At 41.5% G+C, this 22,748-nt stretch carries 24 protein-coding genes; all 24 read left to right on the top strand.

Features of this window, described 5'->3' with window-relative positions; genetic code table 11:
• The first annotated feature begins 4 nt into the window (after positions 1 to 4).
• The 24 genes from M3090_RS00840 (at position 5) to M3090_RS00725 (ending at position 22,715) form a co-directional block, all read left to right on the top strand.
• Complete coding sequence (locus M3090_RS00840; RefSeq protein ID WP_249053586.1) at positions 5 to 1,033, top strand: iron chelate uptake ABC transporter family permease subunit; 1,029 nt, start codon at positions 5 to 7, stop codon at positions 1,031 to 1,033.
• A 107-nt stretch (positions 1,034 to 1,140) separates the two neighbouring features.
• Positions 1,141 to 1,317 (top strand): DUF4250 domain-containing protein, encoded by a 177-nt coding sequence (locus M3090_RS00835; RefSeq protein WP_249053501.1) that lies wholly within the window; start codon positions 1,141 to 1,143, stop codon positions 1,315 to 1,317.
• A 428-nt stretch (positions 1,318 to 1,745) separates the two neighbouring features.
• Positions 1,746 to 2,294, top strand: coding sequence for a UpxY family transcription antiterminator (locus M3090_RS00830; RefSeq protein ID WP_249053500.1), 549 nt, complete (start codon positions 1,746 to 1,748; stop codon positions 2,292 to 2,294).
• A 67-nt stretch (positions 2,295 to 2,361) separates the two neighbouring features.
• Positions 2,362 to 2,907, top strand: coding sequence for a helix-turn-helix domain-containing protein (locus M3090_RS00825; protein ID WP_249053499.1), 546 nt, complete (start codon positions 2,362 to 2,364; stop codon positions 2,905 to 2,907).
• On the top strand, positions 2,904 to 3,785 hold the full coding sequence (locus M3090_RS00820; protein ID WP_249053498.1) for a hypothetical protein: 882 nt from the start codon (positions 2,904 to 2,906) through the stop codon (positions 3,783 to 3,785). The genes M3090_RS00825 and M3090_RS00820 overlap by 4 nt, the downstream gene beginning before the upstream one ends.
• A gap of 21 nt (positions 3,786 to 3,806) precedes the next feature.
• Positions 3,807 to 4,235 carry a BT0820 family HAD-type phosphatase gene (locus M3090_RS00815; RefSeq protein WP_249053497.1) on the top strand — a complete coding sequence of 143 codons (429 nt, stop codon included), beginning with the start codon at positions 3,807 to 3,809 and terminating at the stop codon, positions 4,233 to 4,235.
• A 47-nt stretch (positions 4,236 to 4,282) separates the two neighbouring features.
• A complete protein-coding gene (locus M3090_RS00810) occupies positions 4,283 to 5,074 on the top strand; it encodes a polysaccharide biosynthesis/export family protein (RefSeq protein WP_249053496.1) in 792 nt (263 codons plus the stop codon).
• 16 nt (positions 5,075 to 5,090) lie between these two features.
• A complete protein-coding gene (locus M3090_RS00805; protein ID WP_249053495.1) occupies positions 5,091 to 7,517 on the top strand; it encodes a GumC family protein in 2,427 nt (808 codons plus the stop codon).
• 333 nt (positions 7,518 to 7,850) lie between these two features.
• Positions 7,851 to 8,075 carry a DUF3791 domain-containing protein gene (locus M3090_RS00800; RefSeq protein ID WP_249053494.1) on the top strand — a complete coding sequence of 75 codons (225 nt, stop codon included), beginning with the start codon at positions 7,851 to 7,853 and terminating at the stop codon, positions 8,073 to 8,075.
• A complete protein-coding gene (locus M3090_RS00795; protein WP_249053493.1) occupies positions 8,072 to 8,542 on the top strand; it encodes a DUF3990 domain-containing protein in 471 nt (156 codons plus the stop codon). Before M3090_RS00800 ends, M3090_RS00795 begins: the two co-directional genes overlap by 4 nt.
• Positions 8,539 to 8,760: a hypothetical protein gene (locus M3090_RS00790; RefSeq protein WP_249053492.1), complete on the top strand. Its 222-nt coding sequence runs from the start codon at positions 8,539 to 8,541 to the stop codon at positions 8,758 to 8,760. Before M3090_RS00795 ends, M3090_RS00790 begins: the two co-directional genes overlap by 4 nt.
• A 54-nt stretch (positions 8,761 to 8,814) precedes the next feature.
• Entirely contained in the window at positions 8,815 to 10,374 is a 1,560-nt protein-coding gene (locus M3090_RS00785; RefSeq protein ID WP_249053491.1) for a lipopolysaccharide biosynthesis protein, read from the top strand.
• Between the two features lie 90 nt (positions 10,375 to 10,464).
• Positions 10,465 to 11,469 (top strand): glycosyltransferase family 2 protein, encoded by a 1,005-nt coding sequence (locus M3090_RS00780; protein ID WP_249053490.1) that lies wholly within the window; start codon positions 10,465 to 10,467, stop codon positions 11,467 to 11,469.
• Between the two features lie 33 nt (positions 11,470 to 11,502).
• Positions 11,503 to 12,306 carry a glycosyltransferase family 32 protein gene (locus M3090_RS00775; protein ID WP_249053489.1) on the top strand — a complete coding sequence of 268 codons (804 nt, stop codon included), beginning with the start codon at positions 11,503 to 11,505 and terminating at the stop codon, positions 12,304 to 12,306.
• On the top strand, positions 12,306 to 13,427 hold the full coding sequence (locus M3090_RS00770; RefSeq protein WP_249053488.1) for a glycosyltransferase family 4 protein: 1,122 nt from the start codon (positions 12,306 to 12,308) through the stop codon (positions 13,425 to 13,427). Before M3090_RS00775 ends, M3090_RS00770 begins: the two co-directional genes overlap by 1 nt.
• Before the next feature lie 2 nt (positions 13,428 to 13,429).
• A complete protein-coding gene (locus M3090_RS00765) occupies positions 13,430 to 14,470 on the top strand; it encodes a glycosyltransferase (protein ID WP_249053487.1) in 1,041 nt (346 codons plus the stop codon).
• Entirely contained in the window at positions 14,467 to 16,047 is a 1,581-nt protein-coding gene (locus tag M3090_RS00760; RefSeq protein ID WP_249053486.1) for a hypothetical protein, read from the top strand. Before M3090_RS00765 ends, M3090_RS00760 begins: the two co-directional genes overlap by 4 nt.
• Positions 16,048 to 16,115: 68 nt before the next feature.
• Positions 16,116 to 17,111 carry a glycosyltransferase family 4 protein gene (locus M3090_RS00755; protein WP_249053485.1) on the top strand — a complete coding sequence of 332 codons (996 nt, stop codon included), beginning with the start codon at positions 16,116 to 16,118 and terminating at the stop codon, positions 17,109 to 17,111.
• On the top strand, positions 17,101 to 18,633 hold the full coding sequence (locus tag M3090_RS00750; RefSeq protein WP_249053484.1) for an aldolase catalytic domain-containing protein: 1,533 nt from the start codon (positions 17,101 to 17,103) through the stop codon (positions 18,631 to 18,633). Before M3090_RS00755 ends, M3090_RS00750 begins: the two co-directional genes overlap by 11 nt.
• 24 nt (positions 18,634 to 18,657) lie before the next feature.
• Positions 18,658 to 19,344, top strand: a complete 687-nt coding sequence (locus M3090_RS00745; RefSeq protein ID WP_249053483.1) for a cytidylyltransferase domain-containing protein — start codon at positions 18,658 to 18,660, stop codon at positions 19,342 to 19,344.
• A 15-nt stretch (positions 19,345 to 19,359) separates the two neighbouring features.
• Positions 19,360 to 20,172, top strand: coding sequence for a hypothetical protein (locus tag M3090_RS00740; protein ID WP_249053482.1), 813 nt, complete (start codon positions 19,360 to 19,362; stop codon positions 20,170 to 20,172).
• 242 nt (positions 20,173 to 20,414) lie between these two features.
• Entirely contained in the window at positions 20,415 to 21,506 is a 1,092-nt protein-coding gene (locus M3090_RS00735; protein WP_249053481.1) for a glycosyltransferase, read from the top strand.
• 2 nt (positions 21,507 to 21,508) lie between these two features.
• Complete coding sequence (locus tag M3090_RS00730; RefSeq protein WP_249053480.1) at positions 21,509 to 22,123, top strand: DapH/DapD/GlmU-related protein; 615 nt, start codon at positions 21,509 to 21,511, stop codon at positions 22,121 to 22,123.
• A gap of 52 nt (positions 22,124 to 22,175) precedes the next feature.
• Positions 22,176 to 22,715, top strand: coding sequence for a putative colanic acid biosynthesis acetyltransferase (locus M3090_RS00725; RefSeq protein WP_249053585.1), 540 nt, complete (start codon positions 22,176 to 22,178; stop codon positions 22,713 to 22,715).
• Positions 22,716 to 22,748: the final 33 nt, after the last annotated feature.

Below are 22,748 nucleotides of genomic sequence, written 5' to 3'. Positions count from 1 at the left end.
TGTGATAGGCAAAGCTTGTAAATACGGTGTCTTGCTGGGGACGGCTATTCTGCTGTTGTTTGTGGCCAATCTGTTGGTCGGTTCAGTATCTATCCCTTTAAGAGCGGTGGTTCGTATTCTGCTGGGTGATGATGCCGGCCCTTCCAGTTGGCACTTTATTCTTTGGGAAGCCCGGTTACCACAGGCGTTGACAGCTTTGCTTTCCGGCAGCGCTTTGGCTGTGTGCGGGCTGATGTTGCAGACTGTTTTTCGGAATCCGTTGGCAGGTACTTCCATCTTGGGTGTCAATTCCGGTGCCGGTTTAGGTGTGGCGATAGTCATGTTGTTGATGGGTGGAGCCATGCCGACTGGTATTTTCTCGTGCACCGGTTTCTTTTCGGTGTTGGCCGGTGCTTTTATAGGTGCCATGTTGGTGATAATGCTCTTATTGTTTTTTTCTACCCTGATAAAGAGCAATGTGATGTTGCTTATCACTGGTATGATGGTGGGCTATTTGGCTTCTTCCGCAGTCTCCTTGATCAATTTTTTTGCTACCGCCGAAGGAGTACAATCTTATACAATATGGGGCATGGGACATTTTGGCGGCGTTTCTCTCCATCAGATGCCGGCCTATGCCGCTGTCGTGTTGTTGGGATTGCTGGGGGCTTTTCTGTTGGTAAAACCACTCAATGCACTGTTGCTGGGTGACCGGTATGCCGAGAATCTGGGCGTACATGTACGTCGGGTACGTAATATATTGTTGTTGGCAACCGGTCTTCTTACGGCGGTGACCACCGCTTTTTGCGGGCCAGTTCTTTTCATCGATTTAGCTGTTCCACACGTTGCTCGTCTTTTGTTAGGTACGGCCAATCATCGTCTGCTGCTACCTTTCACAGCTTTATGTGGAGGAGCAGTAGCTTTGCTTTGTAATCTGTTGTGTGCCTTGCCTTCCGCTTGGGGGCTCATACCCTTGAATGTGGTTACGCCTCTTATGGGAGCTCCCGTCGTTATCTATGTTATTGTAAACCAGCGTCTTAATAATCAGCAACGTTGAATCCTTTCATTTCCTTGAGGCAAACTTGACGAAAGTCAATTCGTCGTACAGTGGAAATGTCTATTTTTGCGGCAGTATTAGTTTTTATAGATTAAAAGATTGGAGCTATGAATTTACCGGAAGAACCGATGATGCTGTACAGCTTCATCAATTTGAAATTGCGTGATTATTATCCTTCTTTGGATGCTTTGTGCGAAGATCTGAATGTAGAGAAGGACGATATTGTGCGGAGACTTAAAGCTGTAGGTTTCGAGTACAATCCTGTCAAGAACAGGTTTTGGTGATTGAACCGCTTTCATGCGAATAAAATTTTTGAAAGCCAACCGATTCCAGCGTGAATGGGTTGGCTTTTTTTAGACCGGCAACCGACTGGTTGCGACAGTTGAAAAATGTTCTCTCTCTGCAACTGCTGTCATTGTTGTTAAAGTATTAAATCCAATTTGCGTAAATGACAATAAGTATCCCCATTGGATTGTCAATATAAATCCTTTGCTTTCTGTTAATATATTGAAAATATCTTTTATATAATATTCTTATTCTTTGTGGAAAAACTATTTTTGCAGAAAATCATATTTCTATAAACGCTTAAAAGCACGTGGAGGTTTCTTTTGAGAAAACGCTAATAGTGTATTTATTTGGTCTTCAAAGAGATATATGCTTTGAAGGGAGCCAGAAATATGCCATGTATGCTTCTGCTAACTGATTTTTTGCAATGACTGTTGCGGAGAATATTATATGTTGGTTTGCTATGTCCGCCCCTTATCAGAAGGAGTTGGAAGCGCAAAAACTGTTGGACAAAGCGTCTGTCGAGAGTTTTGTTCCTATGTGTTATAAGGTAGTAATGCGGAATGGCAAGAAACTTCGTGCATGGCTTCCGGCTGTCAGTAATTTGATATTTGCGCGGGCAACCAGACCGATGATTCAGGATGTCAAGAAATATATTCCTTTTTTGCAATATCTTACGCGGCCGGAGGGAGGCAGGAATATACCTATCATTGTCCCGGATGACCAGATGAATCAGTTTATTGCGGTGTGTCGCTCCCGTGAGGAAAAACTTACTTATCTGACGAGTGATGAGATTAACCGTCTGGGAAAGGGAACGCGGGTACGTATTGTAGGGGGAGTATTTGATGGAGTGACAGGGTCTTTCATGCGTGTAAAAGGTTGCCGTCGTAAACGGGTTGTCGTGCAAGTGCAAGGCATTGTGGCGGTGGTATTGGCAGAGGTGCAACCGGATTTGATAGTAGAAGTGATAGATTGATATAAGTCTTTTTGATTCAAGTGGAGGATTTATGCATGTTTTGCTGTGGTTTCAATCGTGTGCGATTGTGGCATTAGCTGTATATGTTTTTTATGTCAGGCGGAAATCTGCACGTTCGGATTCGCAGAAGAAAGGTGAGGCTTTATCGTCGGAACCGAATGAAGAAAAGATGCCTGAAGCCTTGTCTATGCCTGTGGATACGGAGGAAAAAGAGGCAGATAAGGTGACTTACATTTCCGATGCGAAGGATGTTTCTGACAGGGAATTGTTTGAACGCATACATCACCTGATTGTCAGCGACAAGCTGTTCCTTGACCCGGCTTTTTCCAGAGAACATGTCATTAAACTTGCTTTGGTAAATAAGAATAAGGTGGCAAAGATGTTCCGGCAGTTCGCTCACACCAATTTCAACGGTTATGTGAATGCCTTGCGCCTGGAATATGCTTTGGCTTTGATGCACAGCCAGCCGGAGATGCCCATCAAAGCCGTTGCCTATGACGCCGGTTTTAACAGTGTCCGTACGTTCTACCGGGCGTTCGAGAAGGCGTATGGCAAGACGCCGGTCGAATACAAGGCTTCTTTGCCGGTTTCTATTAAGAAAGAAGTAAAATGATTTTTCAGATAGCGGGTTGCAATTTGTCGGTGGATGACGATGGGGAAATGCTGGAGCGATTGCCTAATTTCGCTCCTTTCCGGATGTCCGATGTCCTGTCCGTTTCTTCAGTCCGGGATGCGTGTGCCGTCCGTTTGGGGTGTAGCTTTCCTTTGTGTGCGGCAGAGCCATCCTTTGTGTCCGCGCCCGATGGGAGGGAGATACGCGTGTGGTTTACGCCGGAATACTGCCAGATGTCCTTGCAGATGCCGGGCGAAACGCATGCCTGCCATTTGCAGGCGGACAGGCATTGGCGGCAGGTGCAGACCGATTTGGGTTTGCATACTCCCATAGACTATGGCGTGCTGAACGATTTGCTGATGCTATCTTTCATTTATAATGCAGCTTTTGCCCGCGTGGTGCTGATACATGCCTCCTGCATAGCCATAGGCGATGAAGGGGTGGCATTTATTGGGCCATCGGGCATAGGGAAAAGTACCCACTCTCGTTTGTGGTTGAGATATATACCGGGAACGCGCTTGCTGAACGATGACCAACCGGCCATGCGTTTGTGTCCGGACGGGACAGTGATGCTCTACGGTACTCCGTGGAGCGGCAAGACGCCGTGCTACCGCAACGAAGGCGTCCGTTTGCGCACCCTTTTCCGTATGGAACAGGCCTCTGAGAACAGCATCGCCCGTTTGGGGGGCATCGCAGCTTTCCGCATGTTGCTGGGGGCCTCTTCGTTGATGGGGCGCGACGGAGTTACCTTTGCTGTCATCAGCGAAACCCTGTCGCAGATAGCCGGCCTCATTCCCTCTTTTTTGCTCAAGAACCGTCCGGAGGAAGCTGCCGCACGCCTGAGCCATGAAATGTATAGCCAATGCCGCACCTCCTAAGAAAACGGAGATTTACTGATTATGATTATAGCCGTAGATTTTGACGGAACCATCGTGGAACACCGTTATCCCGATATCGGTCCGGAACTGCCGTTTGCCATCGAGACATTGAAACGCCTGCGCGATGAACACCACAAGCTCATCTTGTGGACCGTGCGCGAAGGCCGTCTGCTGGACGAAGCCGTCCGCTTCTGCCGCGAAAGAGGGCTGACTTTCTATGCCGTGAATGCCAACTATCCGGAAGAAAGCCGACAGCACGAAACCTATACCCGCAAGCTGAAGGCCGACCTGTTCATCGACGACCGCAACCTGGGAGGCTTGCCCGACTGGGGAATCATTTACCGCATGGTGCACGAGGGATTGACCTATGACGCCCTGCATGACAACCTCCCGGCGTATGATTCTCCGGCTTCCGGCAGTTTGCTCAGACGGCTTTTCCGTAAGAAATGATTTTGATACATAACGCATAAACTCTGATAATCTTTAGAAAGATACATATGAAGAAACTGTTTTTGTTGATTGCAAGTGCGGCCCTCCTGGCCTCGTGCACCTCCTACAAACATGCCCTTTACCTGCGCAATGACAAGGCGCTGCAAGCCTCTTTGCAAGAAGGACGTCTGCCGGAATACCACGTCATGCCCAAAGACGAACTGACCATTGTTATCAGCACCTCCGACCCCGAGGCATCCGCCCCGTTCTACCGCAAGATAGGGCAGAGCAAGTTGCAGACAAGCAATGTCGGTCAGGCTTACGACAATGCCAAGTTGTTGGACTACCTGGTGGACAGCAAAGGATACATTGATTATCCTATCCTGGGACGCTTGCGCGTGATGGGATTGACCACGCATGAATGTGAAGACCTGATACGGCGGAAGTTGCAGCCTTATTTGAACGAGGTGCCCAATGTGACAGTGCGTGCATTGAACTATACGGTCAGCGTGTTGGGCGAAGTCAATAAGCCCGGCACGTATTCTGTGAGCGACGAGCGGGTCACTATTTTTGAGGCATTGGCCCAAGCCGGTGACATGACGCTCTTTGCCCGGCGCAACGACGTGCAACTGTTGCGTGAAGACTCTTTGGGACGTCACACAGTGACCCATCTGGACCTGACGGATGCCGGCATCGTAAACTCGCCCTATTATTACCTGCAACAGAATGACGTGGTCTATGTGAAGCCCACCAAGGGAAAGGTGCGCTCCAACAAGTTGAACAACAACTCCTCCATCTGGATTAGCCTGGCCAGCCTGGCCGCTACCATTGCGTCATTGATTATCATTTCCCTCCAATAAAAACTTCTTTGTCCACATGAAAGAGAATCTATACGAAGACTTCTTCCAGGAGAACGAAAAGAAAGTCGATTACAAAACCATTATCTTTGAATACCTGTTGTACTGGCCGCTCATTCTTTTGGGTCTGGTGGCATTTGTGGCCGGTGCATACATCTATCTGCGCTACCAGCCACCGGTTTATACTGTCGCTTCGGAACTGCTTATCAAGCAAGGAGATAAAACCAAGTCGGCATCCTCTTCTTCTTTGGCCTATATGCAAGACCTGGGCATGATGTCCATGGCCAACAACTTCGACAATGAGGTAGAGATTCTACAGTCCTATACGTTGATGCGGAAAGTGGTCAACACGCTCAACCTTTATGTCTCTTACCGCGAAGAGGGGCATTTCCGCTATGATACCGAGCTTTACAAAAGGTCGCCCGTGCAACTTTGGATGGCTCCGGATGAGGCCGAACGCCTGCCCTCCGCCTTGCAGGTGCAGTTGGACTGCACACCGTCGGGGCAAGTGGATGCCACGGCTTCTTTCCGGGTGAAGGATGAAGAATATACCGTCAGCAAGTCTTTCCCGCAACTTCCGGCCGTGTTCATCACTCCGGTGGGCACCCTGAGCCTTTCGGCGGCCACTGACAGTATCCTGGCTCGCCTGGACGAACCGCGTACACTGCAAATCACCGTCGTTCCTCCCTCCTCGGCGGCTGCGGCTTGTCAAAGTCGGTTGCAGGCAGAGCCGACAGGCGAATATACGTCCATCGTGCGCCTGTCTTACAACGATACCGACATCCGCCGGGGCATGGACGTGCTCAACGCCCTGGTGAACCTCTATAACAACGATGCCAATGAGGATAAGAACCAAGTAGCCAGCCGAACGGCCCAGTTCATCGACGAGCGCATCCGCATTATCAATGAAGAATTGGGCACAACGGAAAGCGAGTTGGCCGACTACAAACAACGGGCTGGGCTGACCGACCTGAGCACCGATGCCCAACTGGCTTTGCAGGGCAGTAGCGAATACAACAAGAAAAGGGCCGAGAACGACACCCAGCTCCGTCTGGTGGCTTTCTTGCGCAGCTATCTTGACAATCCCGACAATCGCTACGAAGTCATTCCCGCCAATGTAGGCCTGACAGACGACGGGCTGGTCAATGTCATCTCACAGTATAACGAGATGCTCATCGAACGCAAACGCCTGTTGCGCACTTCCAACGAACGCAATCCGGCCGTTATCAACCTCGACACTTCCATTGCTGCCACCCGCAACACCGTGCTGACCACCGTGGCAAGCGTAGAGAAAGCCTTGCAAATCACCCGCAACAATCTCGACTTGGAAGCCCGCAAGTATCAAAGCCGCATCAGCAACGCTCCCCAGCAGGAACGTGAACTGGTGACCATCACCCGTCAACAGGAAATCAAGGCCAACCTCTACCTGATGCTCCTGCAAAAGCGCGAGGAGAACGCCATCACCCTGGCCGCTACCGCCAACAACGGACGTGTGGTGGAAGAACCGCGTGTGCAGGGGCTTGCCGCCCCCAACAGTCGGAACATCTACATGGTGGCCTTTGTGTTAGGTTTGGCCTTCCCCATAGGCGGTATCTACCTCTCCCGTCTGTTGCGCTTCAAGATAGAAGGCCGTGCTGATGTGGAGCGCATTACCGACGTGACCATCGTAGGCGATGTGCCCTATGTCAAGGAAGCGGAAACGCATCCCATCGTCGTATCCGAAAACAAGAACGGCCTGATGGAAGAAGTTTTCCGCAATGTGCGCACCAATCTGCAATACATGTTGCAGGAAGGGCAGAAGATAATCCTCTTCACTTCCACCACCCCCAGCGAAGGTAAGAGCTTCACGGCTGCCAACCTGGCTGTCAGCTTCGCACTGATGGAGCGTAAGACGCTTATCGTGGGCATGGACATCCGCAAGCCGGCCCTCAACCGTCTGTTCTCCCTCTCCCACAAATCGGCCGGAATTACCCAATACCTGGCTTCACCCGCCTCGACCGACCTGTTGGCGCTTTGCCAGCCTGTTCCTGTCTCGCCCTATCTCTATGTCCTGCCCGGTGGTGCCGTTCCGCCCAACCCGACGGAACTGGTGGCCCGCAAGTCGTTGGACGAGGCGTTCGCTTTGTTACGTCAGCATTTCGACTATATCATCTTGGACACTGCCCCCATCGGCATCGTCACCGACACCCGCCTTATAGCCCGTGTGGCCGATGTTTGTGTCTATGTCTGCCGTGCCGACTTCACCCACAAGAACGATTATGCCCTTATCAACGACCTGAAGCAAGACAAGAAACTACCCACTCTGTGCACGCTCATCAATGGCATAGACATGAACAAACGTAAGAACGGCTATTACTATGGTTATGGCAAATACGGCCGTTATGGCAAGTATGGCTATGGCAAGAAGTATGGGTATGGCTACGGGTATGGGTACGGGAAAAAGTAGTATTTCTTTCTATCAAAGTCGTTCCTCCTCCCTACATGCTCCCTACCTCGTCCTTGTTATAGGACAGGGACGAGGTAGGGAGAAGGTAGGGAGAAAAAACGATGCAAGTGTGGTTTTGGAGGGGGAGAAGACGGTTGCCTTGGATGGCGGGGAAGGGCAGGTTAAAAAGATAGAAGTTAAGGCATCTTTGCCTCATGGTGTCAAAACTCGCATGCCGCAAGGATGCGGCGCCTCTTATGGGTGCGATGGTTGGTAAATTGCGGACATTCATATTTGGAAATCTTCGCTTGAATGTATATATTTGCGAGTTGGAAACCTGAAATGTGAAATAAGATGGATGACAAGCTTCAAAACCGCATCACTTACATGGTGTATTGCATCAATGCTTTTGCTGATCGTTATCGTTTGACGGCTAAGCAGGCTTTTGCTTATTTGAATCGTTTCAAGGGTATGGAATTTTTGGATGAATGCTATGAAGCAGAGCACCAGTTGTCATTGGAAGATGCTGTCAATGACCTTTCCATTATTTGCAAACGAAACGGAGGAGGATTGGGATGATTACGCTGTATCATGGCTCAAATGTAGGGATTGATCTCATCTGTCTTGATAAATGCAGCCCTTTCAAAGATTTTGGGAGAGGTTTCTACTTGGCTGATATTGAAGAACAGGCGTGGCAAATGGCAGTTCGTCGTACACGCATTGCGGGTGAAGGAGAGCCTACAGTGACATCATACGCTTTTGATGAGAGCCTGCTTGAGCATCCTTCGTTGCGTGTAAAGGTTTTTACTGAACCGACAGAAGAGTGGGCATTGTTTATTTTGGCTAATAGAAAAGGGCTGGAAACACAACAATTTGATATTGTAGTGGGGCCGATTGCAGATGATGGTGTTGCATTTCAATTGGAACGCTACTTGAAACATCTGATTACGCTGGAAGTACTGGTGCAAGAATTAGTCTACAGGAAATTGAACCGGCAATATTTCTTTGGAACAGAACTATCCATCTCAAAACTCTTGAAATTATGACGGAAGAAACTCGTTTCTTAATAGATTCATTAGTGGAGCAGCTTGCTTTAATGGCGATGGATGAATATAAATTGCCTATGCCGAAAGCGTTAGAGCTGGTTTATAACTCTCAATTATACGATAAAATCATGGATTTGGAGACGGGATTGTACTATCAAAGCGCGAGATATAATTATGAGTTGTTGCGTCATGAGGTCAGGTATGGGAAAATAGTTTGATAATTTTTCTTTGCTCGGCTATTGCGTTGGCCATAAATTGCAAAAAATAATTTTTTGATGTCAGCATCTCGGCTTTCTAAGAGCATCCAAAATGCCAAGGTTGCTCTTCTCTTTTATTTCCTGAACCTGGTTCTGCAATTCTTCTCCCGAAAGATATTCCTGGATTATCTGGGGAGCGAGGTGTTAGGATTGAACACCACGGCGCAGAACCTTTTGGGATTTCTCAATCTGGCAGAATTGGGAATTGGTTCAGCCGTGGCTTACAACCTGTATAAACCAATTTATGAGAACAACAAACAGGCAATTAATGACATTGTATCCATTCAAGGCTGGTTATATCGGCGGGTGGCCTGCGTGGTCATTGCTGGTTCCTGTATTTTGATGTGCTTTTTCCCGTGGATATTTGCAAAGGCCCATGTGCCTTTGTGGTACACGTATGCTACCTTCATTGCTTTATTAATAGGTGCATTGTTGAGTTATTTCGTCAATTATAAGTTAATTGTCCTGTCGGCAGACCAAAAGGAATACAAAATTACCTATTGCACGCAAGGGGTAAAGATTGCCAAAGTCCTGTTGCAGATATTAGCCATTATGACGTTGCCCAATGGTTATGTCTATTGGATTGCGTTGGAGGTGATAATGGCAGTCGTATCTTCAGTGATTCTGAACAGGACGTTGAAAAAGGTGTATCCTTGGCTCTGTCCGGTGATAGAAAATGGAAAGAAGCTGGAATTAGCATATCCGAGTATTATTCGGAAGACAAAACAAATATTTTTTCATAAAATAGGTAGTTTCGTTTTGTATCAAACCAGTCCATTGGTAATTTATGCGTATGCTTCTTTGACGTTAGTGGCTATTTATGGTAATTATATGCTGATAGTTACTGCGGTTACATCACTGATGAATGCTTTGTTAAAAGGTCTCAATGCTGGAGTAGGTAATTTGGTAGCAGAGGGGAATAAAAAGAAAATCAAGTCAGTTTTTTGGCAGTTAACTACTTTGAAGATGTGGTTGGCATCGGTGGTTTGTTTTGCATTTTACATGTTGGGACATCCTTTTATAAAACTCTGGGTGGGAGAAGAGTATTTGATGTCGCAATCAGCATTTCTTGTACTTCTTGTCATTACTTTTATTCAACTTTCCCGAACAAATGATATTTTTATCAATGCTTATGGATTATTTCAAGATGTTTGGGCACCTGTGGCAGAAGCATCTTTGAATTTGGGATTTTCTATTTTGTTGGGTTCTCATTATGGTTTGACAGGTATTCTTTGTGGAGTGTTACTTAGTTTGTTGACCATCATTTGTATTTGGAAGCCTTATTTCCTTTATTGGAAAGGGTTCAAAGAGAGTGCGTGGGAATATGTTTTGCTATACCTCAAGAAAATACTCCTTTTGTTGCTGGTATTTGTTGTAGTTGTTAGAATCTGCTTCCATTTCATGGACTTGCCTGCTGACACCTATTTGCAATGGCTAGCTTATGCTATATGTACAGTTTTATTATATAGCGGTGTAAGCTTGGGGATTTTTTATCTCTTTGATGTTTCGTTGCGGAGTGCAGTCAAACGTTTTTATCAGATCTTTGTTGCTAAATTCGTTAGAAGTGAAAAATAGGAGGTGAGGCATCCTTGCCTCATTAAATCAAAAATAAAGTGCCGCAGGGTGCGGTACCTCCCTTTTGTAGAGAGTAGATATATAGAGCATATGCCTAAAATTTCAGTTATCGTTCCAGTATATAATGTAGAGCCTTATTTAAGGCAGTGTGTAGATAGCATTTTGAATCAAACCTTTACGGATTTTGAGTTGTTGCTTGTCGATGATGGGAGTACAGATTGTTCCGGAGCAATATGCGATGAGTATGCTAATAGAGATTTTCGGGTGAAAGTTTTTTATACAGTTAATAGAGGAGTGAGTGCGGCACGAAATCTTGGAATAGATAAGGCATCGGCGGAGTGGGTTACGTTTGTGGATTCTGATGACTTTGTGGAAAGTGATTATTTAGAATCGCTAGATAAAGGAGAAAGTTGTGAACTGTCATTTGTTGGAATAAGTAGGTACAATATAGATAATAAATCAAGGCAAGTGTTAGTAAAATTCCATTCTGAATTTATTTTCAGAGAACAATTAGGGAAAAAAGTAGTGGAACTTGATTTGTTGGCTGTAGGATATGCTTGTGGTAAACTCTATAAAAAGGAGATTATAGATTCAAATCATATACGTTTTGATGAGAGGGTAAGAATACATGAAGATCATTTATTTTATTATGATTACTTAATCTATTGCCAAAGTATTTATTTGAGTGATTCAATTTGCTATAATTATACCTGTCAAACAAATGGTACTTCACTTTCTCATATTGTTGCACCTTATAGAATGCTTCTTACTGCTTCCGATGGTTTTGTCAGTCGATATCCAACCCTATTTAAGCATTTGGGAATAACAGATATTGCTTATGTAAAAAGGATTACAACAGAATACGGAATTTCTACTAGAAGAGCTGCTGTTTATTCTTTATACTATTATAAAGAGAATACTTATACAAGACTTTCGTTCTTTGATGAACAATCACCCATATTTCTGAATTTGTATAGGAAATATGGTTATAAACCAGGATTCTTCAAACATTGGTTGCTTTATATGTTTTTGTGCATGACTTGGATTCCTCCCCAATTTAAAGATTGGGTCTTGAAAGGAATATATAAAATGTGATTGTATATCGTAATATAAATTCAAAGTCTAAATATGATACCCAAATTGATTCATTATTCCTGGTTCTCCGATGAATCTTATCCTCAGCATATTAAGGAACTTATGGCTACGTGGAAAGTGCATCTTCCCGATTATGAGTTTATGCTATGGGATTCGTCAAAATTAGCTGCTGTAAACAATATTTTTGCCAATGAGGCAATTAGTGTCCGTAAATGGGCTTTTGCGGCAGATTTTATCAGGGCTTATGCTGTTTATACGTATGGTGGAATTTGGCTTGATACTGATATTGAAGTGTTCAAATCATTTGACTCCTTCTTAAATGACCGAATGTTTATAGGCAGAGAAGCTAATTTTCATGAACGTCCCAAGAAACGGTATTTGACAGCTCATGTTTTTGGGGCAGAAAAGGGGCATCCTTTTTTGAAAGATTGTTTGGACTATTATGCACATAGACATTTTGTTACGGCAACGTCAGAAAGGTTACCAATAGAAATGCGTTATGATATGATCATAATGCCTGAAATATTAGCCAAAATAGCGATTACCAATTATGGTTATGATGCCGATGGTTATCAAGATAAGGAACAGTTGCTGAAAGAAGGCATACATGTGTATCCTTCGGACTATTTTGATGCACCTCGCTATAAAAGTATGGAACGAGTCGTTTGTATCCATCGGGCCCAAGGCGCATGGCGCTCTAATAAACCTATAGTAAAACCTGATTATACAAGTACTAATCCATATAAAAAAGATATCAAGTGGTTGATACGTACTTTGTATGATAACTCTAATGCTTTTCTTACGAAATACTTGCATATAAACATCATTAAAGTATAATGAGGAAATTGAGAATTAATATTTTGTCTCCTGGTCGTTTTCATGTCTGCGATTTGGCACGTGAATTGGACAAGCATGGTTTTGACGTCAGGTTCTATTCTTTTGTGCCTTCCGGGCGTACTCAAAAGTTTGGACTTCCTAAACGTTGTAGCTCTTCAATTATAGTTCTTATGGCTCCTTTCCTTCTGATGGAAAGAGTATTTTTCCCAAAAGCTAGGTGGAGTAAACGTATGCGCATTTGGATACAAGACATCGTTACTGGATTGTATATGCGTAAATGTGATGTTTTAATCGCTATGAGTGGAGATTTCCTCTATGCAGTAAAAAAAGCCAAACGACAAGGTGCACTTGTTATACTGGAAAGAGGTTCTAAACATATATTGGAACAGCGCAGAATTCTAGAAGCTATTCCTTCACTTTGTGGAAAGAAACCTGTACCGGATATAAATGTTATACGGGAAATAGAAGGATATAGCATAGCTGATTTTATCTCAATACCGTCTTCTCATGTAAAGGACAGTTTTATATTTCATCATTATCCAGTGGAGAAATTATTTGTGAACCCTTATGGAGTTGATTTATCGATGTTCTATCCTTCATTTGGATTTGAAAAGGAATATGATATTATCATGGTAGGCGGGTGGGGATATCGTAAAGGTTGTGATTTGATATATGATGCAATTTTGAGGACAGATTATAAGTTTCTGCATGTAGGAGGACTTGTAGATATGCCGTTCCCTCATCATCGACAATTTACTCATATAGATTCGGTTGACCAAGTACAGTTGGTGAGCTATTATAAGAAAGCAAAAATCTTTGTTTTACCTTCTAGGGAAGAGGGACTAGCCATGGTGCAAGCGCAAGCAATAGCTTGTAATTTACCTATTGTTGGCTCTCGAGATTCAGGTGCAGTAGATTTGAAAGATATGGTGGAATATCCAGAGTTCATTGTAATATTGGAGACTTATACGGTTGAAGCCTTGATAAAGGCGATTGATGAGGCGATGGAAAAATATGTGAATTTGAATAACCGTATTTATGCAGGTAGAGGGGTGGGAAACCTGACATGGGAGGCTTACGGCAAGAGATATGCTGATTTCTTGCATAAAATAATTGATTAACTATGCGAATTCTTTCTGTTGGTTCTTTGTCCGGTTTGAGTAATACTTGTCTGCATAGACATTGGGCGTTAAAAAGAATTGCAGATCAAGTGGATGAAGTAAATACAACTGTCAGGCCGTGTACGTTGTGGTATCGTATTGCTTATCATTTGTTCTTGTTTGGATTTCCGATAAAACTTCCGGAAAATAGTCATGAGAATCAAGTAATTAGAAATTTTGTTGCCAACAATACATACGAATTGGTTTGGATAGATAAAGGAATCACTATTTATCCGGAAACCTTACGATATATCAAAGCAAAGTCTCCTTATACGCTCATTGTGAGTTATTCTCCGGATAATATGGCATTGCGCCATAACCAATCTTACCAATATTTGCAATGTATTCCTTGGTATGATTATGTCGTAACTAATAAATCTTACATTCAAGAAGCATTGAAGAATTTAGGTGCCAAACAGGTGATTTTTGTCAACAATAGTTATGAACCTTCCTTTCACTATCCGAGAAAATTGAACGACATAGACAAAGAAAGGTTGGGAGGTGATGTCGGTTTTGTGGGCGCATGGGAACAGGAGAGATGCCAAAGCATTCTTTATTTGGTAGACCATGGGATAAATGTTCGTGTATTTGGCGGTGGAAAATGGTTGAAATATAGAGATTATAGTCCTAACTTACGTATTGAAGAGCATGGCTTACACAAAGATGATTATGCAAAGTCCCTTTCTGCCTTCAAGATTTCTCTTTGTTTTTTGCGCAAGATGAATTTTGACTTGCAGACCACTCGTACCGTAGAAATTCCTGCCTGTGGTGGCTTTATGTTGGCAGAACGGACTGAGGAGCATCTTGCCATGTTTAAGGAAGGAGAAGAAGCTGCTTATTTTTCCGATAACGAAGAATTGTTGAGACAATGTCGTTATTATTTGTCTCACGAAAAGGAGCGTAGATTAATTGCCGAAAAAGGGATGCTTCGCTGCATAACAGATGATTATTCCAACGAAGGGATGATTAGAAAGGTTCTTTCAATAATAAATGAGAAGAAATGACAGCCGTCATATTATTGCATAAGATATTGAAAATCATCCTCTATATTTCCATTGTGGCGGAATTGTGTGTGTTTCCTTCTTGGGAAAATGTGAGTGGATGTGTTATGACATTTTTCTGTTGGCTGATTTTTGATACGTATTTTTTGAAGTCAACAGTAATTTGCAAGTATCCTTTTGCTTTCCTGATGTTCATGAGTATGTTCTTCTATCGCTTTTTGCCTTTACCTGCCACTTTACTCGAAGGAAAGCCAATTACCTACGGTCTACAGTTGCCTTTTTATACCTTCTTTTTCGAAACTTTGTTGTTCATAGTTTCTGCATTGGCGTTTAGAGCCTCTTTTATGAGGGGACGTCATGACAATTTGTTGCAGTGCTTGTTAAAGAAAGGGCATTTTTACGAGAACTATCCGGTATCGGTCGTATGGGCTATTGGGTTGGTAGGGCTTTTGGTACGTCTATATACTTTCTCCATGGGCGATATTCAATACGGCAACGTCTTGGGTAAATTGCTGAGCGGATTAACTTTCTTAATGTATGCACCGATAGTATTATTCTTCCCTAGGCTTTATGGGAATAGGAATTTGCAAATAAGTGATGCTATGAAAACAGTCTTGATTGGTTATGTCGTGATGCTCATCTTGTTCGGTGTGGCCAGCAACAGTAGAGAGGGATTGATTGCTCCTTTTGCTTTGCTGGTTCTTTTGTATTTTTTGCAAGTCTGTAATAGAAAAGAACCTCTGGTCAAATACTTGTCTCCCGTCAAAATAGTTGTGGGAGGCATGGTCGTTTATTTATTATTGGGACTTTTGGCTGATCTATCTACAGCGATGTTGTATAATAGATTTTTCCGCTCCCAAGTAACAAAAAGGGAATTGCTTGCAAGAACAATGGATACTTATGAGGACAAAGATTTGATAGTTTCATTAAGAAGGTTGGCAGAACGGGAACAGAGTAAGAAGTTGGTAAAGTATGATGAGGGATGGACTGAATCCTATGTTAATAATTTCATGTTAAATCGTTATTGTAATATTCGTATAACAGATCAAACATTGTATTATGCCTTCCAATTGTCACAAGAAGATAAAAAGAAGATGCGAACTCACTTTTATAATCGAGCTATTTTGTCGTTTCCTACGCCGGCTTTAGATTTTATGGGTATTCATTTGAATAAAAACGATTTTGATTATTCAAGAGGAGATTTATTGTATGCGTTAGCACGTAATGAAAGCATTTTCCCAAGTTATCGGGTAACAAGCCATTTGGGGGATGGACTGGCGACTTTTGGTTATTTTTATTTTGTCATTCAATTTCTGCTTTTCTTTCTCGTATTCAAATTGTTGAATACACTTGTCTATTACTTCTCAAACTCAAATGTTTATTCTTTATATGGTTTGATTAGTTTGTTCGTTTTCTTAGGAATGTTTCGTAATGCAAATGGATGTATTGATGATTTGGGATATCTTTTGCGGGGGTATTGGCAGGGAATATTAATTTTTGGAATAGTGACATATTTGGTAAGAATGTTTCTCGAAATAATCAATAAGAATAATTTTTCTGATAGTAAACATTCCTTTTGAAAGTATGTCATCATTAATGAAAATTGAAATATTGTGATGTTGGATTTTGCATGATAGATTACGTAATTATGGAAGTAGTATATATTAATAGGAATCCTCAATGTGGATATAGCATACACAAAGTCTTTGCTAATATGATTCCTTATCTGCTTAATAAAATTAATGTGTTTTCTATTGATGTTGTTGGCTTAAGCGGATCCGTTAGAGATGTTTTGAATAATATCAAACAAGTAAGAAATATAGCAAACCTTCATCCTAATGCGATATTTCATATAACGGGAGATGTTCACTATATCACTTTGGCTTTATGGGATAGAAAGACAATAGTGACAGTTCATGATATTGGTCGTATTAAAAATATTAGCTGTGTTAAACGCTTTTTTTATTGGATTTTAAGAGTACTCCCATTACAATTTGCTTCAAGAATAGTTTTTATATCAAAATTTGCAGAACAGGAAGTCTGTCATTACATTCCTTTGTCGCGAAATAAGATATCTATTATACCAGATTCGGTAAGTGATAATTACCGATTTGTAGAAAAGTATTTTAATCAAGATAATCCTACTATATTGCATATTGGAACGAGGCCTCATAAAAACTTGTCACGAACAATAGAAGCCTTATCTACTATTCGCTGCCATTTAAGAATTATTGGAAAGATCTCGAGAAATGATTTATATCTGTTAGAAAAATATGGAATAAATTATTATAATGCTTATGATTTAAGTGAGAATGACTTGCTAGAGGAATATAAAAATGCAGATATAATAAATTTCCCTTCTCTTCATGAGGGATTTGGAATGCCAATCATTGAAGCCCAAGCTATGGGACGTATTGTTATTACTTCGGATATAAGTCCAATGAGGGAAGTCGCTGGAAATGGAGCTTGTTTATGTGATCCTTATTCAGTAGAAAGTATTAGGAGTGTATATTGTAATGTACTGAAAGATAAAATATATAGAGATGATATTATTTCTAAAGGATTGAAAAATGTGATGCAATATAGAAGTGAAATTGTAGCAAGGAAATATTTAGATTTATATAATCGACTATATGAAAATTAGAATATTAGATTGCACATTCCGTGATGGAGGTTATTACACGAACTGGGATTTTGAGGATAACCTTGTTGATGCCTATATTATAGCGATGAATAAATTGCCAGTTGACTATTTGGAAATAGGTTATCGAAATAATCCTGTCCAAGAGTACATAGGTAAGTTTGGTTATACCCCTTTTTCGGTATTAAAACATTTGCGCGATTTATCGAATAAGAAGTTAGTGGTTATGTTAAATGAAAAAAGTGTTATAGCTAATGACTTGGATAAATTGCTGCTTCCTATTCAAGGATTGGTAGATATGGTACGTATAGCTGTAGCCCCAGAACGTATTGAACAAGCTATTGTTTTGTCAAAAATAATAAAATCTCTAGGGCTTGGAGTAGGCGTTAATGTCATGTATCTATCGAAGTGGAAAGAAAACAATGCTTTTCTTTCCAAATTGAGCCAGATTGAAGATTATGTGGATTTGTTTTGTATGGTGGATTCTTTTGGAGGTATTACTCCTAAAGAATTGAGAAGAATATTTTGTATGGTAAGGAAAATGCTTGCTTGTCAAATAGGATTTCATGGACATAATAATCTTCAATTGGGATTAATTAATACATTAACAGCTATAGAATGTGGGGCTGATTTGGTAGATGCTACGATATTGGGTATGGGAAGAGGAGCCGGTAATTTGAATATGGAATTATTGTTGACGTATTTAAATAAGAAGGATGGATTGGAAGTTGATTTCAATATATTGGGAGAATTGATATCTGTTTTTCAACCATTGTATCAAAAATATACATGGGGCACAAACTTGCCTTATATGCTTTCCGGGGCTAATTCTATTCCACAAAAGGAGGTTATGTCATGGTGTATGAATCGTACTTATAGTTTTAATAGTATAGTTCGGGCATTGGATAATAAGCGCATACATGTAGAGGATAATGCACATTATGAATTGCTGAAACGACATACGGTATGTGAGGTTCTTGTAATTGGTGGCGGAAGATCGCCGATGGAACATCTTGATGCAATAAAAGAGTATCTTGAAAAGAATCCTCATATAGCTATTATTTTTGCTACTTCGAGATATGTAGCTTATTATACTGATTTATCGAATGAAAAATATTACTGTTTAGTTGGTAATGAAGCAAAACGATTAGCTGCAAATTTGTCATCAGATAAATTTAATGGTATTTGTATTTTGCCTCCTTATCCTAGGCTGATGGGGACTGAAGTTCCTGAGTTTGCGGAGAATTGTACGTATGAGTTACCTTCTGTTGATTTTATAAATTGTTATAAAGATTCTTGTACGGTGATAGCATTACAGACTGCTCTCTTTTTTAATGCTTCTATTATTAATTTAGTCGGATATGATGGATATCAAGGAGAGAGCCTTTCCGCAAAAGATTCTGAATTGGCTCATGAAAATAGTTTTATTTTCTCAAAATTCCCGACACAGAATGTTGTGTTGAGGTCGCTTACTCCAACATCCTATAGTGAACTGAATGTTGAGTCTATCTATCAGTTTTTGTAAACATGTTATTGGGAACTTTGTATAATGGATAAAATAGCCTTTTTCCTTCCAACACGTAAAGGTAGTGAGCGTGTGAAAGATAAGAATACTCGTCCTTTTGCTCATATCAATGGTGGTTTGATTGAAAATAAACTGCAACAATTGACTGCATCGAAGCGGATAGATGAAATAATTCTTTCAACAAATGATGAAATATGTATAAATATTGCATCGAAATATATTTCAGATAGACGGCTTAGAATTATTCCACGTCCAGAATCTTTATGCCTTAGTTCAACAAATTTGCAAGATTTGATTCGTTATGTGCCAACAATAACTGAAGCCGAACATATTTTGTGGGGACATGTGACTACACCTATTTGTGGGGCGGAAATGTATGATAGGGCTATTGACGTATATTTTTCGATGTTGAAGAAGGGATATGATTCTTTGGTTTCTGTAGTTGAATTGAAGAATTTTCTTTTGAATAAGCAGGGAAAGCTCATTAATAATACGACACCTTTGCTTTGGCCTCGGACGCAGGATTTGTTTCCATTGTATGAAATTAATCATGCAATGTTTATAGCTTCAAAAGAAATTTATGTGACAACAGGAAATCGTATAGGTAAAAATCCCTTTCTATATCTTATGAATAAATTGCAATCATTCGATATCGACTGGGAAGAGGATTTTGCCATTGCAGAGATGATTTTTGAGAGAAATAGGTTATGATGCTGTTATAAGGTTATGGATTTTTGGACGTTAATGTTACGCAAAGATGATTTCATATTGTCTTTGATAGAGAATATTCGTAAAGTTAAGTTCTGCTTAAATCCAACTCTATGGAAAATAAGTAAAAAGATGAATAGTTTGCCTAGAGATGGACGAGGAGAGAATTTATATATTGTATTAAATGCTCCTTCACTAAAAACACAGGATTTAAGTGTTTTAAAGGGTACTAATCTTATGTTTGTGAATCGGGGTTTTATGCATCCAATGTATAAAGAGTTACAACCGAAGTACCATGTATTTATAGATGCTAAAATGTTGAAGGGGGTATGGCCGATAGCTTGGTTGGATAAAATTTGGGAATTGAGCCCTGATACAAAAATAATCTTGCCATTGTCTTGGTATAATGATCCTCTACTCTGTTCATATAGGAAAGATGCAAGAATTTATTGGCTAAAATCTTATTTACCTTTTTATAACCTTGGGGTTTCGGGAGCATGCTTTGATTTTGCTATACAGCAATTATTTGATACAATATATTTTACTGGGTTTGATGCAACTGGGATTGCATATGAAATGATTCAGTCTTCGGAAAGCCATTTTTATGGGAATGATGAAGAGTTGATGGGAAAATCTACATCTCAGTTGGCTATTGATCTTTTAATGCATTCTAGACATTTGCATGACTTGAATAGATTGGCGAGTTATTGTGGAAAACATTCTATAAAGGTTGTAAATTTGACTAATGGTGGGTTATTGGATATGTTCTATCGAGAGGCTCAGATTCCATTGTTGAACGATGTTTATTCCTCAATACAGTCAGAATCTTAGTTGATTTTTAAACAAACTAAAATGTATTTTGGTTACTACGGAATATGTATTGGAGAGAGTCTGCGACAAAGGTGAACGTGAGTTTTTGACTGGGGTAGGCGGATTATAATATGCAGACAACTTGTCACGACAATCGTCAGTCTGCCATGTCGGAGCAGATTCACAAAGCGGAGGCTGTGCTTTGACGGATGCAGGTTTAGAAATTAAATGTACAATGAAGTTTGTTAGGAGATAAGATGCCAATGAAAGTCATTCATTTTGTCACAGCCATAGATCGCTCTTTGGGAGGGGTCTCGATGTATATGCAGCTTTTGACAAAAGAGTTGGGCAAAATAGTGGATTTAATTGTTGTAACGCGTCCAACTCAGAATCCGTTGTTGTTGGAAAATTGCAAAGTTATATATTTGCCATTACCTGTAAGTCAGCTTGGGAATTTTAGAAAACAATGGATAGATATACTGGAAGAAGAACATCCGGATGTGGTACATATCAATGGCATTTGGATGATTCAAACGTGGATTATCCAAAGAGAGGCTTTAAAGAGAGGGATAAGGACATATATTACCCTTCATGGCATGCTTGAACCTTGGATTCTAAATAGGCATCCGTTGAAGAAAAAGTTTGCACTGTTTTTATTTCAGAAGAAAGCATTGAAAAGCGCTACTGCGTTGATTGCTACGGCTGACAGTGAAAAGGAAAATATTCTTCAGTTGGGATATAATATGAATGTCATAACTATTCCCAATGGTGTTGATGTCGCAAATGTAGGGGTAAAGAAGGGGTGGAAGATTAACAAGCGTATTTTGTATATGTCTCGACTACACCAGAAAAAAGGTATCGAACTATTACTTGAAGTCTTGGAAGATTTGAAAGATAGGTTGAGAAACTATGAGGTGATTATAGCTGGAGAAGGTGAGTCGGTTTATGTTGCATCTCTAAAAAAACGTGTCGGGCAGATAGATTTGGTGAATATTGTTTTTGTCGGTGGGGTTTATGGAGAGAGTAAATGGGAATTGTATCGTAATAGTGATTTCTTTATCCTTCCTTCTTACAGTGAAAACTTTGGGTATGTCATAGCAGAATCTTTGGCTTGTGGTACCCCCGTTATTACAACCCAAGGTACGCCATGGAGAGATTTGGAAACATATCATTGTGGCTGTTGGGTAAGACGTGACAAGGATTCTTTGAAACAGGCTGTTTCCCGTTTGCTTTCATTGAGTGATGATGAATTGAAGAAGTTGGGGAGTAATGGAAGGAAATTGGTTGAAGAAAAGTATTCTACTAAAAGTGTGGCTGTGAGTTTATATAATATGTATCTGCAAGATAAGGTGTGATCATGGAAAAAGATTTGTGGTTTGTGCGTGATGCTAAAACGCAGAATGTAACAAGAAGATATAAAATTAAATTGTTGGTTTGGAGATGTGTAGATACATTGCTGTTTAAAACCAGTTTGAATCCTTTGACTCAATGGAGGGTATTTCTCTTAAAGTGTTTCGGTGCAAAAATAGGGAGAGGATGTTATATCTCCCCTAAAAGTACAATCTTTATTCCTTGGAATATTGAAATTGGTAATTTTGTGTCTATTGATGACTATGCTTATATTAAGCCACGTACTAAGATTTGTATTGGAGATTATGTAAGCATATCCAATTTTGTACATATAATACCTGGGGGACACGATGTCCGTTCTCGAAATTTCGCATCGGATTTGTCACCCATACACATTGGCAACGGCGCATTTATTGGGGCTGATTCTTACATTGGAAAGGGGGTTACGATCGGTCAGATGGCCGTAATAGGTGCTAGAAGTGTGGTGTTGAAAGATGTTCCTGAGAATACAATCGCTTTCGGAGCACCCTGCCAAGTCAGAGGAGAGCGGATACCTGAAGAAGAATATAAAAAGTATAGGTATAATTATATTCCTCCCGAAAAAAGGCAGAAGAAATGCTGATCCTATATCGCAAAGTAGCAAACCAATAAGCTTCGTTATCAGTATGGATTATATGCATTTTCAATCACCCTACACGACGGCCAACCGCGTGAAGAGGATGCTGTGGTGTATTTGCTGGACGTTGTTGGCGCGTCCTTTCCCCAAGAGCACATTTATGCCGTGGAAACGCTGTCTGCTGCGTTTGTTTGGGGCTAAGGTGGCTGATACGGCTAATGTCTATGCTTCGGTCTGTGTTTTCATGCCATGGAATTTGGTGATGAAAGATCATGCCTGCCTGGCCTCCGGGGTGGATTGCTACAATGCTGCGCCGGTAGAGATTGGTGTCAATGCTACGGTGTCTCAGCGTAGTTTCCTGTGCACGGCTTCGCACAATATTACCTCTTCTCGTCACGAGCAGATAGAAAGGCCGATTGTCATAGCCGACCGTGCCTGGGTGGCCGCCGAGGCCTTCATCGGGCCGGGCGTGACCGTGGGCGAGGGAGCTGTGGTGGGTGCACGGGCTGCTGTGTTCAAGGATGTGGAGGCGTGGACGGTGGTTGGGGGGAATCCGGCGCGGTTCATCAAAAAGCGGGTTATATGTTCTGAAGAGTGAAAGGGAATCGTGATTCTCTATTGGGGTGTATAG

Source organism: Bacteroides sp. ET71, from assembly GCF_023336905.1.
Classification (GTDB): Bacteria; Bacteroidota; Bacteroidia; order Bacteroidales; family Bacteroidaceae; genus Bacteroides.
Note: the sequence above shows the minus strand (reverse complement) of the source record. Positions and strands in the feature narration are given on the sequence as shown.